The sequence below is a fragment of the Pseudomonas sp. BYT-1 genome, from assembly GCF_023611805.1.
In the GTDB taxonomy this organism is placed as follows: domain Bacteria; phylum Pseudomonadota; class Gammaproteobacteria; order Pseudomonadales; family Pseudomonadaceae; genus Aquipseudomonas; species Aquipseudomonas guariconensis.
On the sequence record NZ_CP072559.1, the window covers coordinates 3,387,463 to 3,407,624 of the forward strand.

Here is a 20,162-nt window from a genome sequence, read left to right on the forward strand (position 1 = left end):
CCCATGAGCACTCCCGCCCAGCATGTCCTGCAATCGAGCGAGCGCCATATCGACAGTGCGCGCCTGTGGCAATCCCTGATGGACCTGGCGCGCCTCGGCGCCACCGCCAAGGGTGGCGTCTGCCGCCTGGCCCTGACCGACCTCGACCGCCAGGCGCGCGACCTGTTCGTGCAATGGAGCGAGGCCGCCGGTTGCGACGTCAGCATCGATGCAGTCGGTAACATTTTCGCCCGCCGGCCAGGACGCAATCCGAAGCTGCCACCGGTGATGACCGGTAGCCACATCGACACCCAGCCCACCGGGGGCAAGTTCGATGGCTGCTTCGGGGTCATGGCCGGCCTGGAAGTGATCCGCACCCTCAATGACTTGGGTGTGGAGACGGAGGCGCCATTGGAAGTGGTGGTATGGACCAACGAGGAGGGCTCGCGCTTTGCCCCGTGCATGATGGGCTCAGGCGTGTTCGCCGGTAAGTTCACCCTCGAAGAAACCTTGGCCAAAGTCGATGCCCAGGGAGTGACCGTCGGCGAGGCGCTCGATGCCATCGGCTATGCCGGTCAACGGGCCGTGCTCGGTCACCCGGTGGGTGCCTACTTCGAGGCGCACATCGAGCAAGGGCCGATCCTCGAGGACCAAGCCAAGACCATCGGCGTGGTGCTGGGCGCCTTGGGCCAGAAGTGGTTCGACCTGACCCTGCGCGGCGTCGAGGCCCATGCCGGTCCAACGCCGATGCACCTGCGCAAGGACGCCCTGGTGGGCGCCGCCGACGTGGTGGCCGCGGTCAACCGCGCCGCACTGAGCCATCAACCGCACGCCTGCGGCACCGTGGGCTGCCTGCAAGCCTACCCTGGCTCGCGCAACGTCATCCCCGGCGAAGTGCGCATGACCCTCGATTTTCGTCACCTGGAGGGTGAGCAGCTGGATGCGATGATCGCTGAGGTCCGCCAGGTGATCGACAGCACCTGCCAGCGGCATGGCCTGAGCTACACGCTGACACCGACCGCGGACTTCCCTGCCCTGTACTTCGACACAGGTTGCGTCGAAGCCGTGCGCGACTCGGCGCGCAACCTGGGCCTGGCGCACATGGACATCGTCAGCGGTGCGGGGCACGACGCGATCTTCCTCGCCGAGCTTGGCCCTGCAGGGATGATCTTCGTACCCTGCGAAGGCGGCATCAGCCACAACGAAATCGAGAATGCCACGCCAGAGGACCTGGCGGCCGGCTGCGCGGTGTTGCTGCGCGCCATGCTGGCGGCTTCGCAGGCGATTGCCAGTGGGCGCCTGGCGGCCTAGCCAGACGGCAGACCATCGAGGCTGCTGCGCAGCCCAGCGCAGGACAAGCCCCCCACCCACAAGGACAGCACCACTGAGCCTGTGGATGGGGGGTTATCTAAGCGTCGAACCGCCGCGAAGCAGACCGTGCAGCGGTGGCCGGTGTCCGCGAGTGAACCCGCTCTTACAGGGGCGAGGCCCTTGCCGCCAACGCGTCCGGAGTATCCACATCACGCAATACGCCGGCGTCGTCCACCTCGAGCAGCACGCAGCAATCCCGGTGTGAGCGCAGCACCGAGCGCGCACCTTCGTCGCCAGTAAGGCGCATCAGTTCCGGCCAAAAGGTACGGCCGAACACCACAGGATGCCCCTGTCGCCCCCCATGCGAGGGCAACAGGATGCTGGATGCCGAAGCGGCCTGCGCCATTCGCCGCAAGGTGTCCGGCAAGATCCAGGGCATGTCCCCCAACAAGATGGCGACCGCGTGGGCATTGCCGTCCTGAAGCGAGGCCACGCCCGCCGCGAGGCTGTGGCCCATGCCCAAGGCAGCATCCGGGCTGGGGACCACGCGGCAGCCGGCAGGCAGTCCCAACTCCTGCATGCCTTCCCCCTCACGCAGCACCACCCGCACCTCGTCGAACACGGCCAAGGCCTGCTCGACACTGTGCGCCAACAGGCTACGCCCGTCAGCCAGAGGCGCACGGCGCTTGTCGCTGCCGAAACGCGCACTGCGTCCGGCGGCCAGTACCAGCGCAACGACCGTCACAGCGCCTCGCGGGCGATGCCGCTGCGGGTACGCAGCACATCCGCAAGCACTGCCAAGGCGATTTCCGCAGGTGTCTTGCTGCCCAGGTTCAGGCCGATGGGAGCGTGAATCCGCCTCAGCGCCTGCTCATCCAGCTTGCCGATGCGCTGGAGGCGTTCGCGGCGTTTCTCTGAGGTGGTGCGCGAACCCATCACCCCAATGTAGAACGCCTCGGTGCGTACCGCTTCGAGCATGGCCAGATCATCGATCTTGGGATCGTGGGTCAGGGCCACGACCGCCGTGTCGCGGTGGCAGCCGCCATTGGCAATGAACACCGACGGCAGCTCGCGACGAATCTCGATGCCGTCGAGCTCCACGCCGTCGAGCACCTCCTCGCGGGGTTCGCAGAGGATGACTTCAAAACCAAGCCCCTTGCCAAACTCCGCACAGAAGTGCGCGACGCTGGAATACCCTGCCAGCAGCAAACGCTGGGCCGCGCCCACCCGCAGATGGACGGCGGCCTCGTCGTAGGCCACCCGAGGCCCCTGCTCGATATCGTCGCTCAACCGGCGCTGGCCATCGTGCAGGCTCACCTGGCGTAACAGCCGACGCTGGCCGAGCAAGGCCGACTCCAGCTCGCGCAAGTGCGCCTGCACGTCGCAATCCGCTGGCAGGTTCTCCACCAGGACATCGAGCACACCGCCGCACGGAAGCCGAATATTCGAGCGGCTGTCGCTACCATCGCCATAGCGCACAACCGCGACCGGCCCTGCAAACTCGCCTTCGCCGACCCGCGCCAGGAAGTCTTCCTCGACGCAGCCGCCAGAAAGCGACCCCACCCACTGCCCGCGCTCATTGACCGCCAACAGCGAGCCCGGCGCACGGGGCGCCGAGCCGTAGGTGAAGAGCACGGTGCACAGCCACACACGCTGGCCCTGGCAGGACCATTGCAGCGCCTGTCGTACCACTTGCAGATCAAGATGCTGCACGGCTCACTCCGTCTTCAGGTTCGCCAGCTGCTGGGTACTCAAGTCCCCCGGCAGCCCGCCCCATGCTTCACGCAGGTAGTTGACCAGGTCGGTGACTTGCCCGTCGTCGAGCTTTTCGGCAAAGCCCGGCATGGGCTGCATGCGCTCGAAACCGGTGAACTGCTGCTCGCGGATGCCTTCGAGGATCACCTTGGCCAGGTTGCGCGAGTCGGCCTGGCGCAGCACGGTGTTGCCCTGCATGGCGACCGCGATGTGCGGCTTGCCCTCGCCCTCGACGCCATGACAGCCGGCGCAGACGTTGAGGTACTGCTGGCGGCCACGCTGGGCGCTCTCGCCGAGCTGGTCCACCGGCACGGCCTGCACGACCTTGGCCTTCGGTGGCTGGTCACCCAGCAGATAGGTCGCCATCGCGGCCAGGTCGGCGTCTTCCAGATGCTGGGTGCTGTGGTGCACCACCGGGAACATCTCGTTGAACATGCTGCCCTGGCCACTGATGCCGTGCTTGAGGAACGTGGTCAGGTCCGGCTGGGTCCAGCCGCGCTCGGCCAGGTCCTGGGCCAGCAGGCTGGGTGCCAGGTAGCCGGCCAACAGGCCGCCGGTCAAGCGCTTGTCCTGCTCCAGGGCGCCGATGCGGTTACGCGGGGTGTGGCATTCGCCGCAGTGGCCGAGTACCTCCACCATGTACTGCCCGCGCTGCCAAGCCTCGCTCTTGCCCTCGGTGGCCTGCAACTGCACGCTCTTGCCGTACAGCATGTTCCAGCCGGCCAGGCCCATGCGCACGTTGAACGGGAAGCTCAAGCTGGTTTCAGGCGCGGGCCGGTTGATCGGCGGCACGGTCATCAAGTACGCGTGGATGGCGTCAGCATCCTCGCGCTTGATCAAGTGGTACGAGGTGTAGGGCATTGCCGGATACAGGTTGGCGCCGTCCTTGCGCTTGCCCTCGGTGAGGGCGGCGAAGAATTCGTCGCGGCTGTAGTCACCGATACCGAACTGCTTGTCCGAGGTGATGTTGGTGCCGTAGATGGTGCCGAACGGAGAATGGATCGGCAGGCCGCCGGCGAACGGCGCACCGCCTTCGGCCGTGTGGCAGGCCATGCAGTCGGCCGCGCGGGCCAGGTATTCGCCACGCTTGACCTGCGCCTGGTCGGCTGCCTGTACACCGAGCGACAGCGCCGCACCCATGGCCAGCGCCAGGCCCGAAAGAACGTGCCTCATGCTCAACCCTCCTTGACCAGGCCGAGGTCACTGAGCACTTCGCGAGTGGCGTCGTAGTAACGCACATACCCGGTGCAGCGGCAGATGTGATGGCCGAGACTGGCCTCGATGGCCCCTTCGAGCTCGCTCTTTTTCAGTGGCTGGCGCTGGGCCTTTTCCACCAGCACGGTGGCGGCATTGACGAAGCCGGGTGCGCAGTAGCTGCATTGGAAGGCGAAGCGGTCGACGAACTTCTGCTGGATCGGGTTCAGCTCACTGAGGTTGCCCGCCTCGTCATGCTTGGCATGGCCCTCGATGGTGCGCACCTTCTTGCCTTCGAAGTAATGCGCGCCGGTGATGCAGGTGCGCACTTCCTCGCTGGTGCCGTCAGGGTTGTCGACGATCACCACGCAGGCGTGGCAGATGCCCTGGCCACAGCCCAGGCGGGAGCCGGTGAGGTTCTGGTATTCGTGCAGGTAGTCGATCATTGCCAGGTCTTCAGGCACTTCGGCCGGACCGACGGTTTGACCATTCAAGGTCATTTGAAGCGGGCGGTTAGCCATTGAGGGCCTCCTTGACGCGGGCGGGGGTGATAGGCAGGTCGCGAACACGCTTGCCGATGGCATGGGCCACGGCGTTACCGATCGCGCCGACCACCGGGATCATCACCACTTCGGCGATGCCCTTGGAGGGGTCGGTCGGTGACAGTGGCGGCAGGATCTCCGATGTCTGCTGCCACACTGCCACGTCCTTGGCCATCGGCAGGCGATAGCGGTTGAAGTTCCAGTCGCCCTCGCCCGGGCCACCTTCGTACAGCGGCATTTCTTCGGTCAGTGCATGGCCGATGCCCATGGCGATACCGCCTTCGAGCTGGCCCTTGACCAGTTCCGGTACCAGTACACGGCCACACTCCACCCAGCTGTGGTGGTTGAGTACCTGCACCTGGCCGCTGCCTTTGTTCACTTTCACCTGCACCAGGGTCGCCACCGGGCTGTAGTAAGTCACCATGGCGTTGTTCAGCTGGGTGGCCGGATAGGCGGCGTTCTGGCGGTCCAGCAGGTGGTAGCTGGCGCTGTTCATCTGCGCTTTCTTGACGTTCGGCGCACCGTCGCCGTACTTGACCGCCATCGCATCGAGCGGCAGGCGCTCACGCACGCCATCGATGACGAAATCGGATTCAGCCCAGCTCCAGCGGTTGAATGCGTGGACGCTGACGCCGGTCACCAGCCCCATCTCATGGGCTTTCTTGGCCAGCTCGGCGAACGGGATCGGGGCCAGGCCATTGCCGGTGAGTTCACCGTTGACCCAGACCGCGTTCTCGCGGCGCACCACCAGCGGGTTGGCCTGCCCACCGAACGGGCCCTGGCGCCACAGCGACAACGCCGCCGGCCACAGGCCATGGTTGAACAGCACCCGAGCGGCTTCGCGCGTGGCGTGGCTAAAGTAGAAGGCCGAGTTGGTCGCCGAGGATGGCGAGGCCAGCTTGCCGACCCAGCGCGGGTCACGCAGGGCAGCGTCCTGCTCGGCCTGGCTCATCAGATAGGGGTTGCCGTGGGTGGCCAGTTGCAGCTCCGGCCACTCGGTCTCGGCGGTTTTCACTTCATCGGCCGGACGCCCCAGGAAGTCGCTGACCACGAACGCCTGGGAGGTCGACATGCCAGTGCCCAGTTCGGTGCCGATATGACGCAGGCTGATACGCCCGTCGGCCGTGAATTCGATGCTCGCCATGGGCGCTTCGGCACCCGTGCCAAAGTCCTTCTGGCAGATGGCAAAGCCCACGCCGTACCAGTTGTCGGCGTCCTTGGCTTCCATGGTCTTCTTGTAGGCGTCGCGGTTCTTCCATAGTTCGTGGGCGCTGGCCTTGTCGAGGATCTCATGCAGGCGCAAGGCCCCGGCGGGTACGGCGCCCTGGGTGTTCTTCATGCCCGACTTCAGGGCATTGACCCGGCGCAGCTCGATGGCATCCACACCCAGGCGACCGGCGATCTCGTCGACCATCATCTCGGTCGCGGCCATGGTCTGCAGGGTGCCATAACCCCGCATGGAACCGGCCTCGACACCGCGGGAGTGGTAGGCGGTCACGGCCAGATCGCTCTGAGGCATGTAGTAGATCGACTGCGCCGCGGTCGCGCCCACGGCGGCCACCGAGGAGCTGTAGTTGGCGCGTCCGCCACCGTCGACACTCATGTCGGCACGGAAGATCTTGAACGACATGTCTTTCTTGTCCACCGCCAGTTGGTAGTGGATGTCGAACGGGTGGCGCTTGATGCCGCTCTGGAACTGCTCGTAGCGGTCGTTGGCCAGGCGCACGGGCACACCGTTGCCGTACAAGGCCGCGACGGCAGCGTAGAACACGAAGATGTTGTTGTCCTTGGAGCCGTAGCCGACCGTGTAGCCGGGGTGCATGTTCAGCGTCTTGAGGGCAAAGCGCGACGGTTTGATCATGTGCACGCATTCCTGTGCCACCTCGAAGGGGCACTGCGTCGCCACCACGAAATGCAGGGTGCCGCTTTGCGGGTCGTACCAGCCGTTGCCGTTGTCCGGCTCGAGCGCTGCCGGTTCGATCGAGGGCGTCTTGTAGCGCTCGTCGAACACCAACCAGTCCTCAGGGGCCTGCTTGAGCTGCTCGGCCATGCGATCGGCATAGAACAACCCTTGCTCGGTGAGGGTGCCGTGCTGCTTGGGCTCGTTGGTCCAGACCGGTTTGCGGTTGAGGATGGTGGGGAACAGCATGGAGTTCTTCAGGCTGGAGAACTCGTCCTCCTCGAACGGCGTCTTGCCCGCCACCCGCACGAAACGGAAGCTGCCATAGGGGTCGCCTTGATACAGCGGCGCTTGGGCGCCGTAGCGGATGGCCTTGTCGTTGAATTGCAGCTTGAGCTTGGCCTGGCGGTAACGCTCGAAGTCGTTCCAGATCAGGATCGCCACCGGGTGGCCGATGAACATCGGCACCTTGCCAGGTGGCAGCAGCGGGTCCGGCGAGTGGGCCTCAGGCCAGGCGATGCCATCCTTGTGCAGGTCCTCGGCGGTGACGACGCGGTCCGGCTGCAGGTCGGCGCCCAGCCAGGCAAGGTCCAGGCCTGCATAGATGCGGTCGGCCTTGATGGTCTTGAGCAACAGGGCGTGGCCTTGCTGCTGCGGCCAGCCGGGCATGTCCTTGGCGCGGATGTCGCGGGCGAACACCTTGTTGCCGCACACCTTGGACAGCGCATCGTTGCGAAAACGTGTCTTGCCGTCATGGCTCATCCACTTCTGCGGGGAAGTGGTGACACTGTTTTCCATCAGGGCGGCGAAGGCCGGGCTGCCGAGCGGTGCGAGGGTCACCCCTACGCCCGCAATCACGCCGCCTTGCAGGAAGGCGCGCCGGGAAATATCACGGTGGGTCATGCTTCATCCTCTGGGCAGAGCGCGCCTGCCCATGACGTATTCTGGTACTTGATAGCTCGGAGGGCGGAATCACTGACGTTCCGAAAGCAAGGTCGGAGTGGAAATCACAAAAACTGACCTTGGCGTCAAGTTTAGCGCAACGACCGCGCCTCTGGCAAAGTCAAGCAGACAACTTGTCGCGCCGATGTACGAACTTTCGCCACAGGCATTAAAGATGAAGGTTTTTCGGTCACAGGGCTCGGGCCATCAGCGCTTGCACTTGGCCAACACCACCTGACAGGTATGCGGTGTACCGCCGGAGCGGCTTGCGTAGCGCATGCAGTTGTGAAGGGACTTTTGCCGGGCAATGCTCATGCTCGCCCCCCAGGCCAGACCGCCCTCGCCCGCTGTCGGCAAGGCCTTGGCATAGCAGTTAGACCCCGCCGTCGCTGCGGCATACCGAGCCGTGCTGGTTTTGCTGCTGCAGCCGGCGGCCAGGGCGAGATTGATGGCGAGCAAGGTGCACAAGGCCCATGGCGGGCTCTGGCGCGCAGGTTTTCCCCACATTTGGAGGACTCCAGAATCAAAAGCTGCAGAGCCTGGCCGGTCTGCCTGAAGATTTCAACCGCGACTATTGGCCCGTGAAACTCCAGACGATTTCGACCACCCGTAAAGCCAGAACCAGTTAAAGCACGCACAACACCACCTGCAGCACCGTGTGCTAAGGCAACTTGGCCAAGCGGTGCAGCGTATAGCTGACATTGAGCAACAGCAGCACCGCCGAGACCAGGATCAGGCTCCCGACAGAGCGGTGCCCGCATTAGCGAAATTCTAGAAGAACTTGAACGACTTGCCGGCCATCGCCAGCGAGGGTTTTCTTGCCCGCCCCAGTAGTGACGCAGGCATGAGCCTTGTATGCTGTCCTGCGCCGCGAACGCCCTTCTGCACCGGACTCCGCTGACCTATGGCCGTCGACCTCCAAGCGCTTTACCCCAAGTTGATCCACCTGATGCTGGACACGGTCTTTGTGGTCGACCGGGACAACGAAATCGTTTTCGTGAGCGACGCCTGCGAAACCCTGCTCGGCTATCGAGCCAGCGAGTTGGTCGGCACCCCGATCACCCACTACATGCACCCCGAAGACCTGGAAGCCACCCGCGCCTCGATCATCCGCATCATGAATGGCCAGCCCCATGTGGATTTTCGCAACCGTTACATCCGCAAGGATGGCGGCGTGGTGCACATCCTGTGGGCGGCCTTCTGGTCCGATGAGGTCGGGGCTCGCATCGGCGTGGCGCGCAACGTCACGGCCCTGGCCCAGGCCGAGAAGGAGCTGCGCTTTCTCGCCCACCACGACCCGCTGACCCAGCTGGCCAACCGCTCGCTGTTCAATGACCGGCTGGAATCGGCCCTGCGCACGGCGCACCGCCAACAGAGCACACTGGCGCTGCTGTTCGTGGACATCAACGACTTCAAGGGCATCAATGATGTCCATGGCCATGCGGCGGGCGACCGCGTGCTGTGCACGGTCGCCCGACGGCTCGAAGCCTGCGTAGGCAAGACCGACACCGTGGCACGCATGGGCGGTGATGAGTTCATCGTGCTGTTGACCGACATCCCGTCGCACAGCGCGGTGGCCGAAAAGATCGCGCAGATCCTCGCGGCCATGGCCGAGCCGTTGGGCGCCGAGTTCGGCGAGGTCGAGATGCCTTCTTGCAGCATCGGCGTGGCCTGCTACCCGGCGGACGGCGAGGATGCCGACGCGCTGCTCAGCCATGCCGATCACGACATGTACCGGATCAAGCGACAGCGTTCGGGCACACGCTGATACGCGCCTGAAATCAAGCGTTTGAGACAACCTGGCGCGATTGCGCGATACTATTGTGCCACCACTTTTTTTCTGGAAAAGGACTTCACCCCATGAAGCGTCTGTTTGCCTGCACCCTGGTCGCACTGGCCCTGGCCGGTTGTGACAAAACCGAGCAGAACACCGCCCAGGCCACCGTACCCGCCGGACAATGCGCCAAGGACATCGACTGCAAAGGCGATCGCATCTGCGAAAGCGGCCAGTGCGTCAGCCCGCAGCCCCCGCAAGCCCTCGCCGCCAAGCCCCCGGTGGCGCCGGAACTGGCCCCCGCTGCACCGACCATGGCCTACGAAACGCTGCTGGTCAGCGGCGACAGCGCAGGTCCCTTCAGCATCCAGCGCATGGAACTGGGGACCGCGCTGATGTACCCGTCGCGGGCCGGCGTCGTGAACGTCATGGAGTCGGTCGTCGAAGATGTCGAAGCCACCGGCTATGTCACCATCGAGAAGGCCTATTCGTTCGGTCCCAGCAAGTACGTCGTGGTGGTGTCCACCGGTGAAGGTGGTAACGCCTGCCCCGCGTCCACCTATGTTTTCAGCTTCGACACCAAGGGCGAGTACGTGGACGGCAAACAGGAAGTCGATGGCTGCTCCGAAGTGGTCGAGTCGCTGGCCGAGGGCAACAAGCTGACGATCAAGAAGGATGGCGTCGCGACGGTGGTGTACAACGGCGTCGTGCAGTAACGGAGACACCCAAGCCCAGCGCCAGCGCTGGGCTTTTTTTACGCTCGATTTTCGGGCCATGGCGGTGGATCATCAGTCGGTCGGATGTGTGGAGATGACTTCGATGGTAATGCCGGCCCTGATCAATGCCGACCTGCGGCAAACGGTGATCGTGCAGGGACATGCCCTGCCCTGGATTCCCAGCCCGCAAGCCGGGGTGGAGCGACGCCTGTTGTTCCGCATCGGACAGGAGCAGGCCCGCGCCACTTCGCTGGTGCGCTATGCGCCTGGCAGTCGGTTCAATGCCCACGCCCATCCGGGGGGTGAGGAGTTCTTGGTGCTGGAGGGGGTCTTCGAGGACGAACAGGGTCAGTATCCAGTTGGCAGCTACATACGCAACCCACCCGGCAGCCAGCACTCGCCGGGGTCTGCCCAGGGCTGCGTCATCTTCGTGCACTTGCGCCAGTTCCATCCCGAGGACCATGAACGCGTGGTCGCACAGGTGCCCGAGCAGGGTGACCAGCTACTGTGGCAAAGCATCCATGAACGGGTTTGGGTGCAGCAGGCCCAGCCCGGACAGACACTGAACATTGCCAACCCGCGAGGTCTGGAGCTGTTCGTACTCGACGGCCAGTTACAAGGTGACGACTTCGCGTTGCGGCCTTGGAGCTGGATGCGCCGACCGCCGGGGGCTGCGGTTCAGGCGGTGGCAGGCGATGCCGGGGCGCGGATCTGGATCAAGGATGCCGCGCTGGACCTCACGGCCTGTTGATTCAGCGCAAATCGCTACTTTTGGTATCACCGTATTACGGTATACCTAGAAACACGCCCCCGCTAAGCACCCCAAATGCCCCTGCAATGCGCCTTACGGCCAAAACGCCAATAATGGCCCGACGTTTGCTTCGCTCCTGCTCAACCGTTCCAAGGCGCACCTCACATGGGCACTTTTTTCACTCTCACAGGCAATCGTCGTCACGCTGCCCTCTGCAGGGCAGGCGTTGACAGACATGACCTGCCCAGTGCCATGCAAGGCTTCCTTCGCCATGGGCGCGCGCCCGCCCAGGTCACCCTGCCACGCCTGCCTGCCTGCGTGGCAGCCAAACAGAACGGGTTCTGGCAAATAGTCGCGTAAGTCCCCTTCGAGCGTCGTCTCGACCTTCCCACAAGCGCCCGGCTCGCCTGGACGCTGCGACTGTTCGTTCGCCCTCAAGGCGCCTCCTGCGACGGCGCCAGGGGCACTGTACCCGAGTGATTTACCATGACCTGTACCAGCGCACTTCTCGTGATCGACCTGCAACAGGAGGACGGCTTCCCCCTGGAGCGTTTCGACCAAGTCGTCGGCAACGCCGGCGCCCTCATCGGCGCAGCCCGCCGCCTTGCCATCCCCGTGATCTACACCCGCCACGTGAACAACGCCCAAGGCCACGACCTGGCGCACGGGGAGCCGGTGGACGAGCATGGCCAACCGACCAGCTACCGCGCCGGCACCTCGGCGGTGGAGGTCCTCGACGCCCTGGCGCCACACGCCGGCGACCAGGTGTTGGACAAGCACCGTTACAGCGCCTTCCATGGCACCGACCTGGCGCAGCGGCTTCGAAGCCAGGGGATCGAGCATCTGGTGGTGTTCGGCGTGCTGACCGATGTGTGCGTCATGACCAGCGTGTTCGATGCCTACCAGCACGGCTTCACCCTGAGCCTGGTCGCCGATGCCTGCACGGCCACGACGCTGGGTGCGCACTATTCAGCCCTGATGATCCTCTCCAACTGGATCTACGGGCTGGAGATCTTCTCCACGTCACAGCTGCTGCGCCATTGGCAGCAGCAGCCGGCAGGCTCGGTGCGCACCGATACGCCCGACCACCTCGCCTTCCACCCCGAGGCATTCGTCGACGCGATCCAACGCTTCGAACACCGCCTTGCCCATGATTGCTGAGTGTGGAGAGATCCTGATGAAAGTTGAAAATCGCAGCATCGATTTCATCCCTGAGGGCGAGCGCTACGGCCAGGCGCGTTCGCTGTTCTTCGTGTGGTTCGGCGCCAATGCCAACATCACTACGGTCGCGGCCGGCGTCTTGCCCATCAGCCTGGGCCTCAACCTGTTCTGGAGTGCGCTGTCGATTCTTTTGGGCTCGATGATCGGTGCCCTCTTCATGGCGTCACATTCTGCCCAAGGGCCCAAGCTGGGCATCCCACAGATGATCCAGAGTCGGGCCCAGTTCGGCGTCTATGGCGCGATCGTGCCGTTGTTGTTCGTCATGCTCATCTACCTGGGCTTCTTCGTCAGCAATACCTTGCTCGCCGCCCAGGCCGTCGCCAGCGCCAGCCCGATCGGCAATGGCGGCAACATCGTGGTGCTGGGTGCGGTGTGCTTCCTGGTCGCGCTGTTCGGCTACCAACTGATCCATCGCCTGCAAAAGCTGCTGACGCTGGCTTCGCTCGGGGTGTTCGGCATCGCGACCTGGCTGGCACTGAGCCTGCCAGTGCCCGCCGGGCAATGGTCGCTCGAGGGCTTCAGCCTGCCGACCTTCCTCGCCTCGGTGAGCATCGCGGTCACCTGGCAACTTTCCTATGCGCCCTACGTGGCCGACTACTCCCGCTACTTGCCTACCGAAACCCCGACGCAGCAGGTGTTCTGGTACAGCTACCTGGGCACGGTGATCGGCGGGAGCTGGATGATGCTGCTGGGTGCGGTGCTGGCCAAGGCGATGGCCGGGTTCGGAGACAACGTTGGCTTGAACCTGGTGGGATTGCTCGGCGGCAGCACGGTGTTGATGTTCGCCTTCGTGCTCTACGGTCAGATCGCCATCAACGTCTTCAACCTGTACGGAGCATTCATGTCGACAGTGACCGTGATCGAACCCTTCACCGCACTCAAGGTCACCGCGTGGGTGCGGGCAGGGTTGCTGCTGGTGATTGCCGCTGCGGCTACAGGGTTGTGCACGCTTGCCCAGGATGACTTCATTGCGTTCTTCCTGAACTTCATCTTCTTCATGAGCTACTTCCTGATCCCGTGGACGGCCATCAACCTGGTCGACTACTACGTCGTGCGCAAAGGGGTATACCGCATCGAAGACATCTTCCGGCCGAGCGGGATCTATGGACGGGTGAATGGCGTCGCGATCGGCGTATTCCTGGTCACCATCGTGCTCGAGGTGCCGTTCATGAATACTTCGATGTACGCCGGGCCCATCGCCACCCACCTGCAAGGGGTTGACCTGGCCTGGGCGGTCGGCCTGATTTTCCCAGCGCTGACCTATTACTGGCTGATGGGCAGACGCAAGGCGCTGGCCGGCGCCTGCGCATAAAGCCAAGCCTTTGTGCAGCGTGTGCTGCGCGGGTAACCCACTCCCACAGGATCGGTGCCGATCCGATGGGAGCGGGTTCATCCGCAAAAACTGTGCGAGGAGGACTACGGCGTCTGTGGGAGCGGCGAAGGGCCGCGAAAAGGGGCGCACCGCGCCCCCGGTAGCCACCAGGGCTGGCGACTGGCTTAGCGCAGGGTCACCTTGGCCCGGGCGCTGTGCAGCTTCTTGTAGCTGTCGATCAAGCGCAGGTGGCGGTCGAGGCCTTCGAGCTTCATGCTCGTCGGTGTCAGGCCATGGAAACGTACGCTGCCATCGACCGAACCCAGTACCGCATCCATGCGCGCATCGCCGAACATGCGGCGGAAGTTGGCTTCGTAATCGGCCAGCTCCAAGTCCTCGTCCAGTTCCACTTCCAGCACCACGTTCAAGGCCTGGTAGAACAGCCCGCGCTCGACGGTGTTGTCGTTGAACTGCAGGAAGGTCTCCACCAGTTCCTTCGCCGCCTCGAACTGCTCCAGGGCGAGGTAGATCAGCAGCTTGAGCTCCAGGATGGTCAACTGCCCCCAGACCGTGTTGTCGTCGAACTCGACGCCGATCAAGGTGGTGATGTCGGTGTAGTCGTCCAGCTCGCTCTCTTCCAGCCGCTCGACCAGCGCCGCCAGGGCGTCATCGTCCAGGCTGTGCAAGTTGAGGATGTCGGCACGGAACAACAGGGCCTTGTTGGTGTTGTCCCAGATCAGGTCATCCACCGGATAGATTTCCGAGTAGCCCGGCACCAGGATGCGGCAGGCAGTTGCACCGAGGTGCTCGTACACCGCCATGTACACCTCTTTGCCCATGCCCTCGAGAATGCCGAACAACGTGGCGGCCTCCTCGGCGTTGGAATCCTCGCCGTGGCCGGAGAAGTCCCACTCGACGAATTCGAAGTCGGCCTTGGCGCTGAAGAAGCGCCAGGACACCACGCCGCTCGAATCGATGAAGTGCTCGACGAAGTTGTTCGGCTCGGTCACCGCATGGCTGGAGAAGGTCGGTTGAGGCAGGTCGTTCAGGCCCTCGAAGCTGCGCCCCTGCAACAGCTCGGTCAGACTGCGCTCCAGCGCCACTTCGAAGCTTGGGTGTGCACCGAAGGACGCGAACACACCGCCAGTACGCGGGTTCATCAAGGTGACGCACATCACCGGGAATTCACCGCCGAGCGAGGCGTCCTTGACCAGTACCGGGAAACCCTGCTCCTCGAGCCCCTGGATACCGGCCAGGATAGCGGGGTATTTGGCCAGTACCTCCTGCGGCACATCCGGCAATGCCAGCTCGCCTTCGAGGATTTCGCGCTTGACCGCCCGCTCGAAGATTTCCGACAAGCACTGCACCTGCGCTTCAGCCAGGGTATTGCCGGCGCTCATGCCGTTGCTCAGGAACAGGTTCTCGACCAGGTTGGACGGGAAATACACCACCTGGCCGTCGGACTGACGCACATAGGGCAGCGAGCAAATGCCACGCTCGACGTTGCCAGAGTTGGTGTCGTAAAGGTGCGAGCCACGCAGCTCGCCTTCAGGGTTGTAGATTTCCAGGCAGTACGGGTCGAGGATCTCCGCTGGCAGCGCGTCTTTGCGGCCCGGCTTGAACCAGCGCTCGTCCGGGTAATGCACGAACGGCGCGTTGGCGATGTCCTCGCCCCAGAACTGATCGTTGTAGAAGAAGTTGCAGTTCAGGCGTTCGATGAACTCGCCCAGGGCCGACGCCAGGGCGCTCTCCTTGGTCGCGCCCTTGCCGTTGGTGAAGCACATCGGCGAGTGGGCATCGCGGATGTGCAGCGACCATACGTTGGGCACGATGTTGCGCCAGGAGGCGATCTCGATCTTCATGCCCAGACCGGCCAGGATCTGCGACATGTTGGCGATGGTCTGCTCCAGTGGCAGGTCCTTGCCTGGGATATAGGTGCTCGCGCTCGGGTCGGTGTCCACCATCAGCAATGCCTGGGCATCGGCATCGAGGTTCTCCACCTCTTCGATGACGAACTCAGGACCGGTCTGCACGACCTTCTTCACCGTGCATCGCTCGATCGAACGCAAGATGCCCTGGCGGTCTTTTTCGCTGATGTCCGCCGGCAGTTCCACTTGGATCTTGAAGATCTGTTTATAGCGGTTTTCCGGATCGACAATATTATTCTGAGACAGACGAATATTATCGGTCGGAATGTTTCGTGTATTGCAGTACAACTTTACAAAGTACGCCGCACACAAGGCCGAAGAGGCCAGGAAATAATCGAACGGCCCCGGTGCCGAACCATCGCCCTTATAGCGAATCGGCTGGTCGGCCACGACCGTGAAGTCATCAAACTTGGCTTCAAGTCGAAGGTTGTCGAGAAAGTTGACCTTGATTTCCATGCGGGGGATACCGTGATAACGAGCAAACCGAAAATGGCGGCCATTATCCGGTTTTTCCCCGCGAAAGTCTTGTGCTTTTCGGCCGTGGGCGCGGCGCCCGGCAGGCCAGGCGCAGGGCGCCTCCCAGCCTGTTCAGGCTCGCTCCCGGGCCTGCATGCACCGTGCTTGGTCACCTGCGCAAGCCCGACCAACCGGCCCGGCATAATGCTTCCCCGAACAATTAACAGATTGTTTAAAAATACTTTTTCCCGAGAGTACGCCATCCGTGAGCTTATTCTTGCGACATTAACGACAGCCCCACCCATAGCGAATTTAATAACTTTCCGCACATTGGCAAACTGCCACGCTGGCGCTTAACATGGCAAAACTGATGGACCTGCCGCCGAGCCCAAAGGACTTCCCGTGCTCTTGAGTATTCCCACCCTCATTCTCGTCACCGTCTTCCTGCTCGGTCTGATGGGCACACTCACCCTGCACACCTGGGCGCGTGGCAAACGTGAGCGGCCGCTGGGTTATCTGGGCGCGATGTTGTTGCTGGCCTCGGTGGGCGTCGCCTTGATCAGCCTGCGCGAGCGCGGCTACGACCTCGTTCCCCTGGTGCTGGGCAATATCGTGCTGTTGTTGTCAGCCGCACTGGGCTGGACAGCCATGCGCACCCTGGCCGGGCGCGCGCCCTACTTGCCCGGCATTGCCATGGGTGTGGTGGTGTGGCTGCTGTTCTGCTTCACGCCGGTGTTCTACGACTCGCTGTCACTGCGCATCACGGTGTATTCGACCCTTGCCGCGGCCTACTCGGGCCTGGGCATCGTCGAGCTGTGGCGCAGCCGCAATCGCCTGGACATGGCGTACCTGCCGGCCCTGTTGATCCTGGGCATGCACACCATCTTCTACCTCGTGCGCCTCATCGTCGATGAAGGCCTCTCGCTGGAAAACGCCTTGTCCGGCAGTGGCGATGGCGCACGGTTCTTTGCCGTCATGCTGTTCGAGTCGATGCTCTATGCCACCGGCATCGCTTATATCACCCTGGCAATGGTCAAGGAGCAGGCCGAGAAGAAGTATAAAACGGCCGCCAACACCGACGAGTTGACGGGCATCGGCAACCGCCGGGCATTCATCACCCAAGGTGAGCAGATCCTGGCCGAGGCCAAACGCACCCACACCCCCATCACCCTGCTGCTGTTCGACCTGGACCATTTCAAGCGCCTCAATGACAGCCTCGGTCACCAGGCAGGCGACCAGGCGTTGATCGCCTTCAGTCAGCTGGCGACCCGCAACCTGCGCCACGGCGATGTGTTCGGCCGGATCGGCGGCGAGGAATTCGCCTGCCTTCTGCCCGGTGCGGGGGAGCAGATCGCGACCCTGGTCGCGCAGAACATTCGTCAGCGCTTTCACAGCGCTGCGCTGCCCACGCCAGGGAGTCTGAGCGTCAGCATCGGCGTCGTCACCAGCGAGGCCGCAGGCTACGAACTCTCGCGCCTGCTGGCGCTGGCGGACGACGCGCTGTATGCGGCCAAGGCCGCGGGACGCAACCGTGTCCATGTGTTCGAGCACAGCGCAGCCAACGAGCCGGCCATCGAAGGCTAGGCCAACCCCGTGCGCTCCAGGTATGCCGCCAGGTACTCGATGAACGCCAGCACCTTCCCCGTCGCTCGCCGATGGCTGGGGTACACCGCCAGGATCTTCGGCCCGAAGGCGTCGGGGTCGATCGCGTAGTCTTCCATCAAGCGCACCAGGCGCCCATCGGCCAGATAGGGCGCGCCACTCCACAGCGGCACATGAAACAACCCGCCACCGGCCAGCGCGCTGGCCAGCAGCAGGTCGTAGTTGTCGCTTTCCAGTCGAGCATGGGTGGGCTGCAGCAGGCTCAGACGTTCGCCGTCCTTCTCTACCCACCAGTAGGTGCGGCTCAGGGCGGCATGGCGATACAACAGCCAGTCGTGCTGATCGAGGGTCTGGGGTGTGACCGGTATCGGGTTGCGCGCCAGGTAGTCGGGGCTCGCGCACAGCGTCAGGCGGTTGCGGCCGACCTCCCTGGCGATCAACCCGGGCAAGTCGTTGTGCCCTTCGCGCAGGGCCAGGTCGTAGCCGCTTTCCACCAGGTCGACGAAGTCATCGGAGAGGTCCACGCGCAGGCGGATCTGCGGATAGTCGCGCAGAAACTGTGAGCACACCTGGTCCAGAAAGGCCCGCCCATAGGCCAGCGGCGCCGTCAGCCGCAGGATCCCATGCAAGCCATGTTGCATCTGCCCCACCACTTCGCCGACTTCATGCATGCGCATGAGCACCTGGCGCGCGGTTTCCAGGTAGACCTTGCCGGCTTCGGTCAGCACCGTGCGCCGCGTGCTGCGCTCGAACAGCCGCACGCCCAGGTCATCCTCCAGATGGCTCACGGCTTTGGTCAGGGCCGACGGGGTCTTGCCCAACTGCTCGGCGGCGCGGCTGAAACTGCCGTGCTCGGCAGTGGCGACGAACATGGTGATGGCGGCGAACTTGTCCATGGTTTTTCCATTCAGGAAAAAAGCTTTTGCGCATTTCGGGCGTTCTGCCTGCCCGGGCCAGCCGTTAGTCTCGCCAACAGCCCCCAAAAAACAAGAGGTTTTGCAATGAGACGTTTCACGCCTACGTTGCTGTCCGTGGCGCTGGCCTTTGCCTCGATGGATTCGATGGCCGCTGTGGATCTGGTGCTGCTCAATGGCAAGCTGTACACCGCCGACCCCGCCCACCCGTCTGCACAGGCCATGGCCGTACAGGACGGCAAAGTGCTCAAAGTAGGCACCGATACCCAGATCAAGGCTCTGGCCGGCAGCACGACCCAAGTCATCGACCTGGGCGGAAAGCGGGTCATGCCGGGGATGATCGACAGCCACTCCCACGCCATCTTCGGTGGCCTGGAGCTGTCGGCAGCCAGCCTGGCCGATGAGGAGAACGTGCCCACCGCGGAGCTGGAAAAACGCTTGCGCGCCTGGCGTGACGACGGCACAGCCCGCCAAGGCGATGTGCTGACCGTGGTCGGGGTGAGCTCCACCTACTGGGCCAAGGCCGAGGAGCTGGGCGCGACCTTCAACCACGGCGAGTGGGCAAAGGTCCCGGTGGTGTTCATTGGCAGCGACCACCACACCGCCTGGGCCAACCAGGCCATGCTCGACCGCGCCGGTATCGACGCCAGGCTCCTGGCCACCCTGCCCGCCGCCGAACGCGACACCCTGGGCAAGAAACAAGACGGCACACCCAATGGCTTTGCCGTGGATGCAGGCTGGGACCGCATCAGCGCCGCCATGCCCTCCCCCAGCGCCGACGCCCTGCTGCACGCCGCCGACGCTGCGGTGAAATACAACAACGCCTTCGGCATCACCGCCTGGATGGACCCGGCCGCCAACGCCGCACCTGGGGAGTCGGTGTTCAGCCTCAAGCCCACGGAAAAATCCATCGGCGTACTGCCGGCCTACAAGGCCCTGGCCGAGAAAGGCCAGTTGAATGCCCATGTCGCTGCGCTGCTGGTGGCCAACCCCAAGAGCCTGCCGGCCGATCTCGACACCTTGGACAAAGTTCGCCAGCAGTTCCAGGGCATCCCCAACCTGACACTGCCCGGCATCAAGATATTCGCCGACGGCGTGGTGGAATACCCGGCGCAAAGCGCGGCGATGCTCGAGCCCTACAGCAATTCCCACAAAACCGGAGAGCTCTTGATCGACCCGACGCATTTCGGCGAGCTGGTCAGCGCCGCCGACGCCCGAGGCTGGCTGGTACATATCCACGCCATCGGTGACCGGGCGGTACGCGAATCGCTCAACGGCATCGCCCAAGCGCGCAAGGACCGCCAGAGTGGCGTCACTCACTCCATCACTCATCTGCAACTGGTGAACCCCACCGAGTTCGCCCGCTTCAAGCCCTTGAACGTGATCGCCTCGATGCAGCTGCTCTGGGCCTCGGGCGACGAATACACCTTGGACATGGTCAAGCCCTACGTCAGCCCCCATGTCTTCCCCTACCAGTACCCTGCCCATTCGCTGCTCAGCCACGGCGCCACCATCGCCGGGGCCAGCGACTGGTCGGTTTCCTCGCCCAACCCGTGGCTGGCCATTCACCAGGCCATCACCCGCGAAGGCCCCAAGGGCGTGCTTAACCCCAAGGAGCGCATCGACCGCCAGACCATGTTCCAGGCCTACACCCTCAACGCCGCACGCACCATTGGCCTGGACAAGCAGATCGGCTCGCTCACGCCCGGCAAGCAAGCCGACTTCATCGTGCTAGACCGCGATGTGCTCACCGTCGCCGACAATGACCTGGCCGACACCCGCGTCCTGCAGACCTGGTTCGGCGGCCGCGAAGTCTACAAAGCCGAACACTGACTCCCTCTGCACCACGCCAAGCTCCCGGGCTA

The 20,162-nt window shown here is 63.7% G+C and carries 16 protein-coding genes; 8 read left to right on the top strand and 8 right to left on the bottom strand.

The features are described from left to right. Positions 1 to 3: 3 nt before the first annotated feature. The gene (locus J5X93_RS15710; protein ID WP_090344798.1) at positions 4 to 1,290 is read left to right on the top strand and encodes a Zn-dependent hydrolase; all 1,287 of its coding nucleotides are present in this window, start codon (positions 4 to 6) and stop codon (positions 1,288 to 1,290) included. A gap of 163 nt (positions 1,291 to 1,453) precedes the next feature. On the opposite strand, the gene J5X93_RS15715 is transcribed toward J5X93_RS15710, so the two are convergent. From J5X93_RS15715 to J5X93_RS15740, 6 genes are all read right to left on the bottom strand, one after another. Further along, entirely contained in the window at positions 1,454 to 2,035 is a 582-nt protein-coding gene (locus J5X93_RS15715; protein ID WP_090344796.1) for a nucleotidyltransferase family protein, read from the bottom strand. Continuing rightward, positions 2,032 to 3,003 carry an XdhC family protein gene (locus J5X93_RS15720; protein ID WP_182942955.1) on the bottom strand — a complete coding sequence of 324 codons (972 nt, stop codon included), beginning with the start codon at positions 3,001 to 3,003 and terminating at the stop codon, positions 2,032 to 2,034. Before J5X93_RS15720 ends, J5X93_RS15715 begins: the two co-directional genes overlap by 4 nt. A 3-nt stretch (positions 3,004 to 3,006) precedes the next feature. Then, on the bottom strand, positions 3,007 to 4,218 hold the full coding sequence (locus tag J5X93_RS15725) for a cytochrome c (RefSeq protein WP_182942953.1): 1,212 nt from the start codon (positions 4,216 to 4,218) through the stop codon (positions 3,007 to 3,009). A 2-nt stretch (positions 4,219 to 4,220) separates the two neighbouring features. Next, the gene (locus tag J5X93_RS15730) at positions 4,221 to 4,760 is read right to left on the bottom strand and encodes a (2Fe-2S)-binding protein (RefSeq protein WP_043206967.1); all 540 of its coding nucleotides are present in this window, start codon (positions 4,758 to 4,760) and stop codon (positions 4,221 to 4,223) included. Next, positions 4,753 to 7,584: a xanthine dehydrogenase family protein molybdopterin-binding subunit gene (locus tag J5X93_RS15735; RefSeq protein ID WP_102081541.1), complete on the bottom strand. Its 2,832-nt coding sequence runs from the start codon at positions 7,582 to 7,584 to the stop codon at positions 4,753 to 4,755. The genes J5X93_RS15730 and J5X93_RS15735 overlap by 8 nt, the downstream gene beginning before the upstream one ends. Positions 7,585 to 7,830: 246 nt before the next feature. Further along, complete coding sequence (locus J5X93_RS15740) at positions 7,831 to 8,130, bottom strand: hypothetical protein (RefSeq protein ID WP_102081540.1); 300 nt, start codon at positions 8,128 to 8,130, stop codon at positions 7,831 to 7,833. A gap of 397 nt (positions 8,131 to 8,527) precedes the next feature. Between J5X93_RS15740 and J5X93_RS15745 the strand changes: the two genes are divergently transcribed. The 5 genes from J5X93_RS15745 (at position 8,528) to J5X93_RS15765 (ending at position 13,397) form a co-directional block, all read left to right on the top strand. Continuing rightward, positions 8,528 to 9,391: a sensor domain-containing diguanylate cyclase gene (locus J5X93_RS15745; protein ID WP_182942951.1), complete on the top strand. Its 864-nt coding sequence runs from the start codon at positions 8,528 to 8,530 to the stop codon at positions 9,389 to 9,391. Positions 9,392 to 9,483: 92 nt separating this feature from the next. Beyond that, positions 9,484 to 10,113 carry a hypothetical protein gene (locus tag J5X93_RS15750; protein ID WP_182942949.1) on the top strand — a complete coding sequence of 210 codons (630 nt, stop codon included), beginning with the start codon at positions 9,484 to 9,486 and terminating at the stop codon, positions 10,111 to 10,113. Positions 10,114 to 10,207: 94 nt separating this feature from the next. Then, entirely contained in the window at positions 10,208 to 10,864 is a 657-nt protein-coding gene (locus J5X93_RS15755; RefSeq protein ID WP_232092083.1) for a cupin domain-containing protein, read from the top strand. Between the two features lie 486 nt (positions 10,865 to 11,350). Next, positions 11,351 to 12,025: a cysteine hydrolase family protein gene (locus tag J5X93_RS15760; protein ID WP_070571620.1), complete on the top strand. Its 675-nt coding sequence runs from the start codon at positions 11,351 to 11,353 to the stop codon at positions 12,023 to 12,025. A gap of 16 nt (positions 12,026 to 12,041) precedes the next feature. Then, complete coding sequence (locus J5X93_RS15765) at positions 12,042 to 13,397, top strand: purine-cytosine permease family protein (RefSeq protein WP_182942948.1); 1,356 nt, start codon at positions 12,042 to 12,044, stop codon at positions 13,395 to 13,397. Positions 13,398 to 13,582: 185 nt separating this feature from the next. On the opposite strand, the gene J5X93_RS15770 is transcribed toward J5X93_RS15765, so the two are convergent. Beyond that, complete coding sequence (locus J5X93_RS15770) at positions 13,583 to 15,781, bottom strand: OsmC domain/YcaO domain-containing protein (protein WP_043206985.1); 2,199 nt, start codon at positions 15,779 to 15,781, stop codon at positions 13,583 to 13,585. A gap of 402 nt (positions 15,782 to 16,183) precedes the next feature. Between J5X93_RS15770 and J5X93_RS15775 the strand changes: the two genes are divergently transcribed. Then, positions 16,184 to 17,365 (top strand): GGDEF domain-containing protein, encoded by a 1,182-nt coding sequence (locus tag J5X93_RS15775; RefSeq protein WP_043206988.1) that lies wholly within the window; start codon positions 16,184 to 16,186, stop codon positions 17,363 to 17,365. On the opposite strand, the gene J5X93_RS15780 is transcribed toward J5X93_RS15775, so the two are convergent. Further along, the gene (locus J5X93_RS15780; protein WP_090344775.1) at positions 17,362 to 18,279 is read right to left on the bottom strand and encodes a LysR family transcriptional regulator; all 918 of its coding nucleotides are present in this window, start codon (positions 18,277 to 18,279) and stop codon (positions 17,362 to 17,364) included. The two genes, J5X93_RS15775 and J5X93_RS15780, sit on opposite strands and share 4 nt — an antisense overlap. A 105-nt stretch (positions 18,280 to 18,384) precedes the next feature. On the opposite strand from J5X93_RS15780, the gene J5X93_RS15785 reads away from it, so the two are divergent. Further along, positions 18,385 to 20,130 carry an amidohydrolase gene (locus J5X93_RS15785; RefSeq protein ID WP_182942946.1) on the top strand — a complete coding sequence of 582 codons (1,746 nt, stop codon included), beginning with the start codon at positions 18,385 to 18,387 and terminating at the stop codon, positions 20,128 to 20,130. Positions 20,131 to 20,162 lie beyond the last annotated feature (32 nt).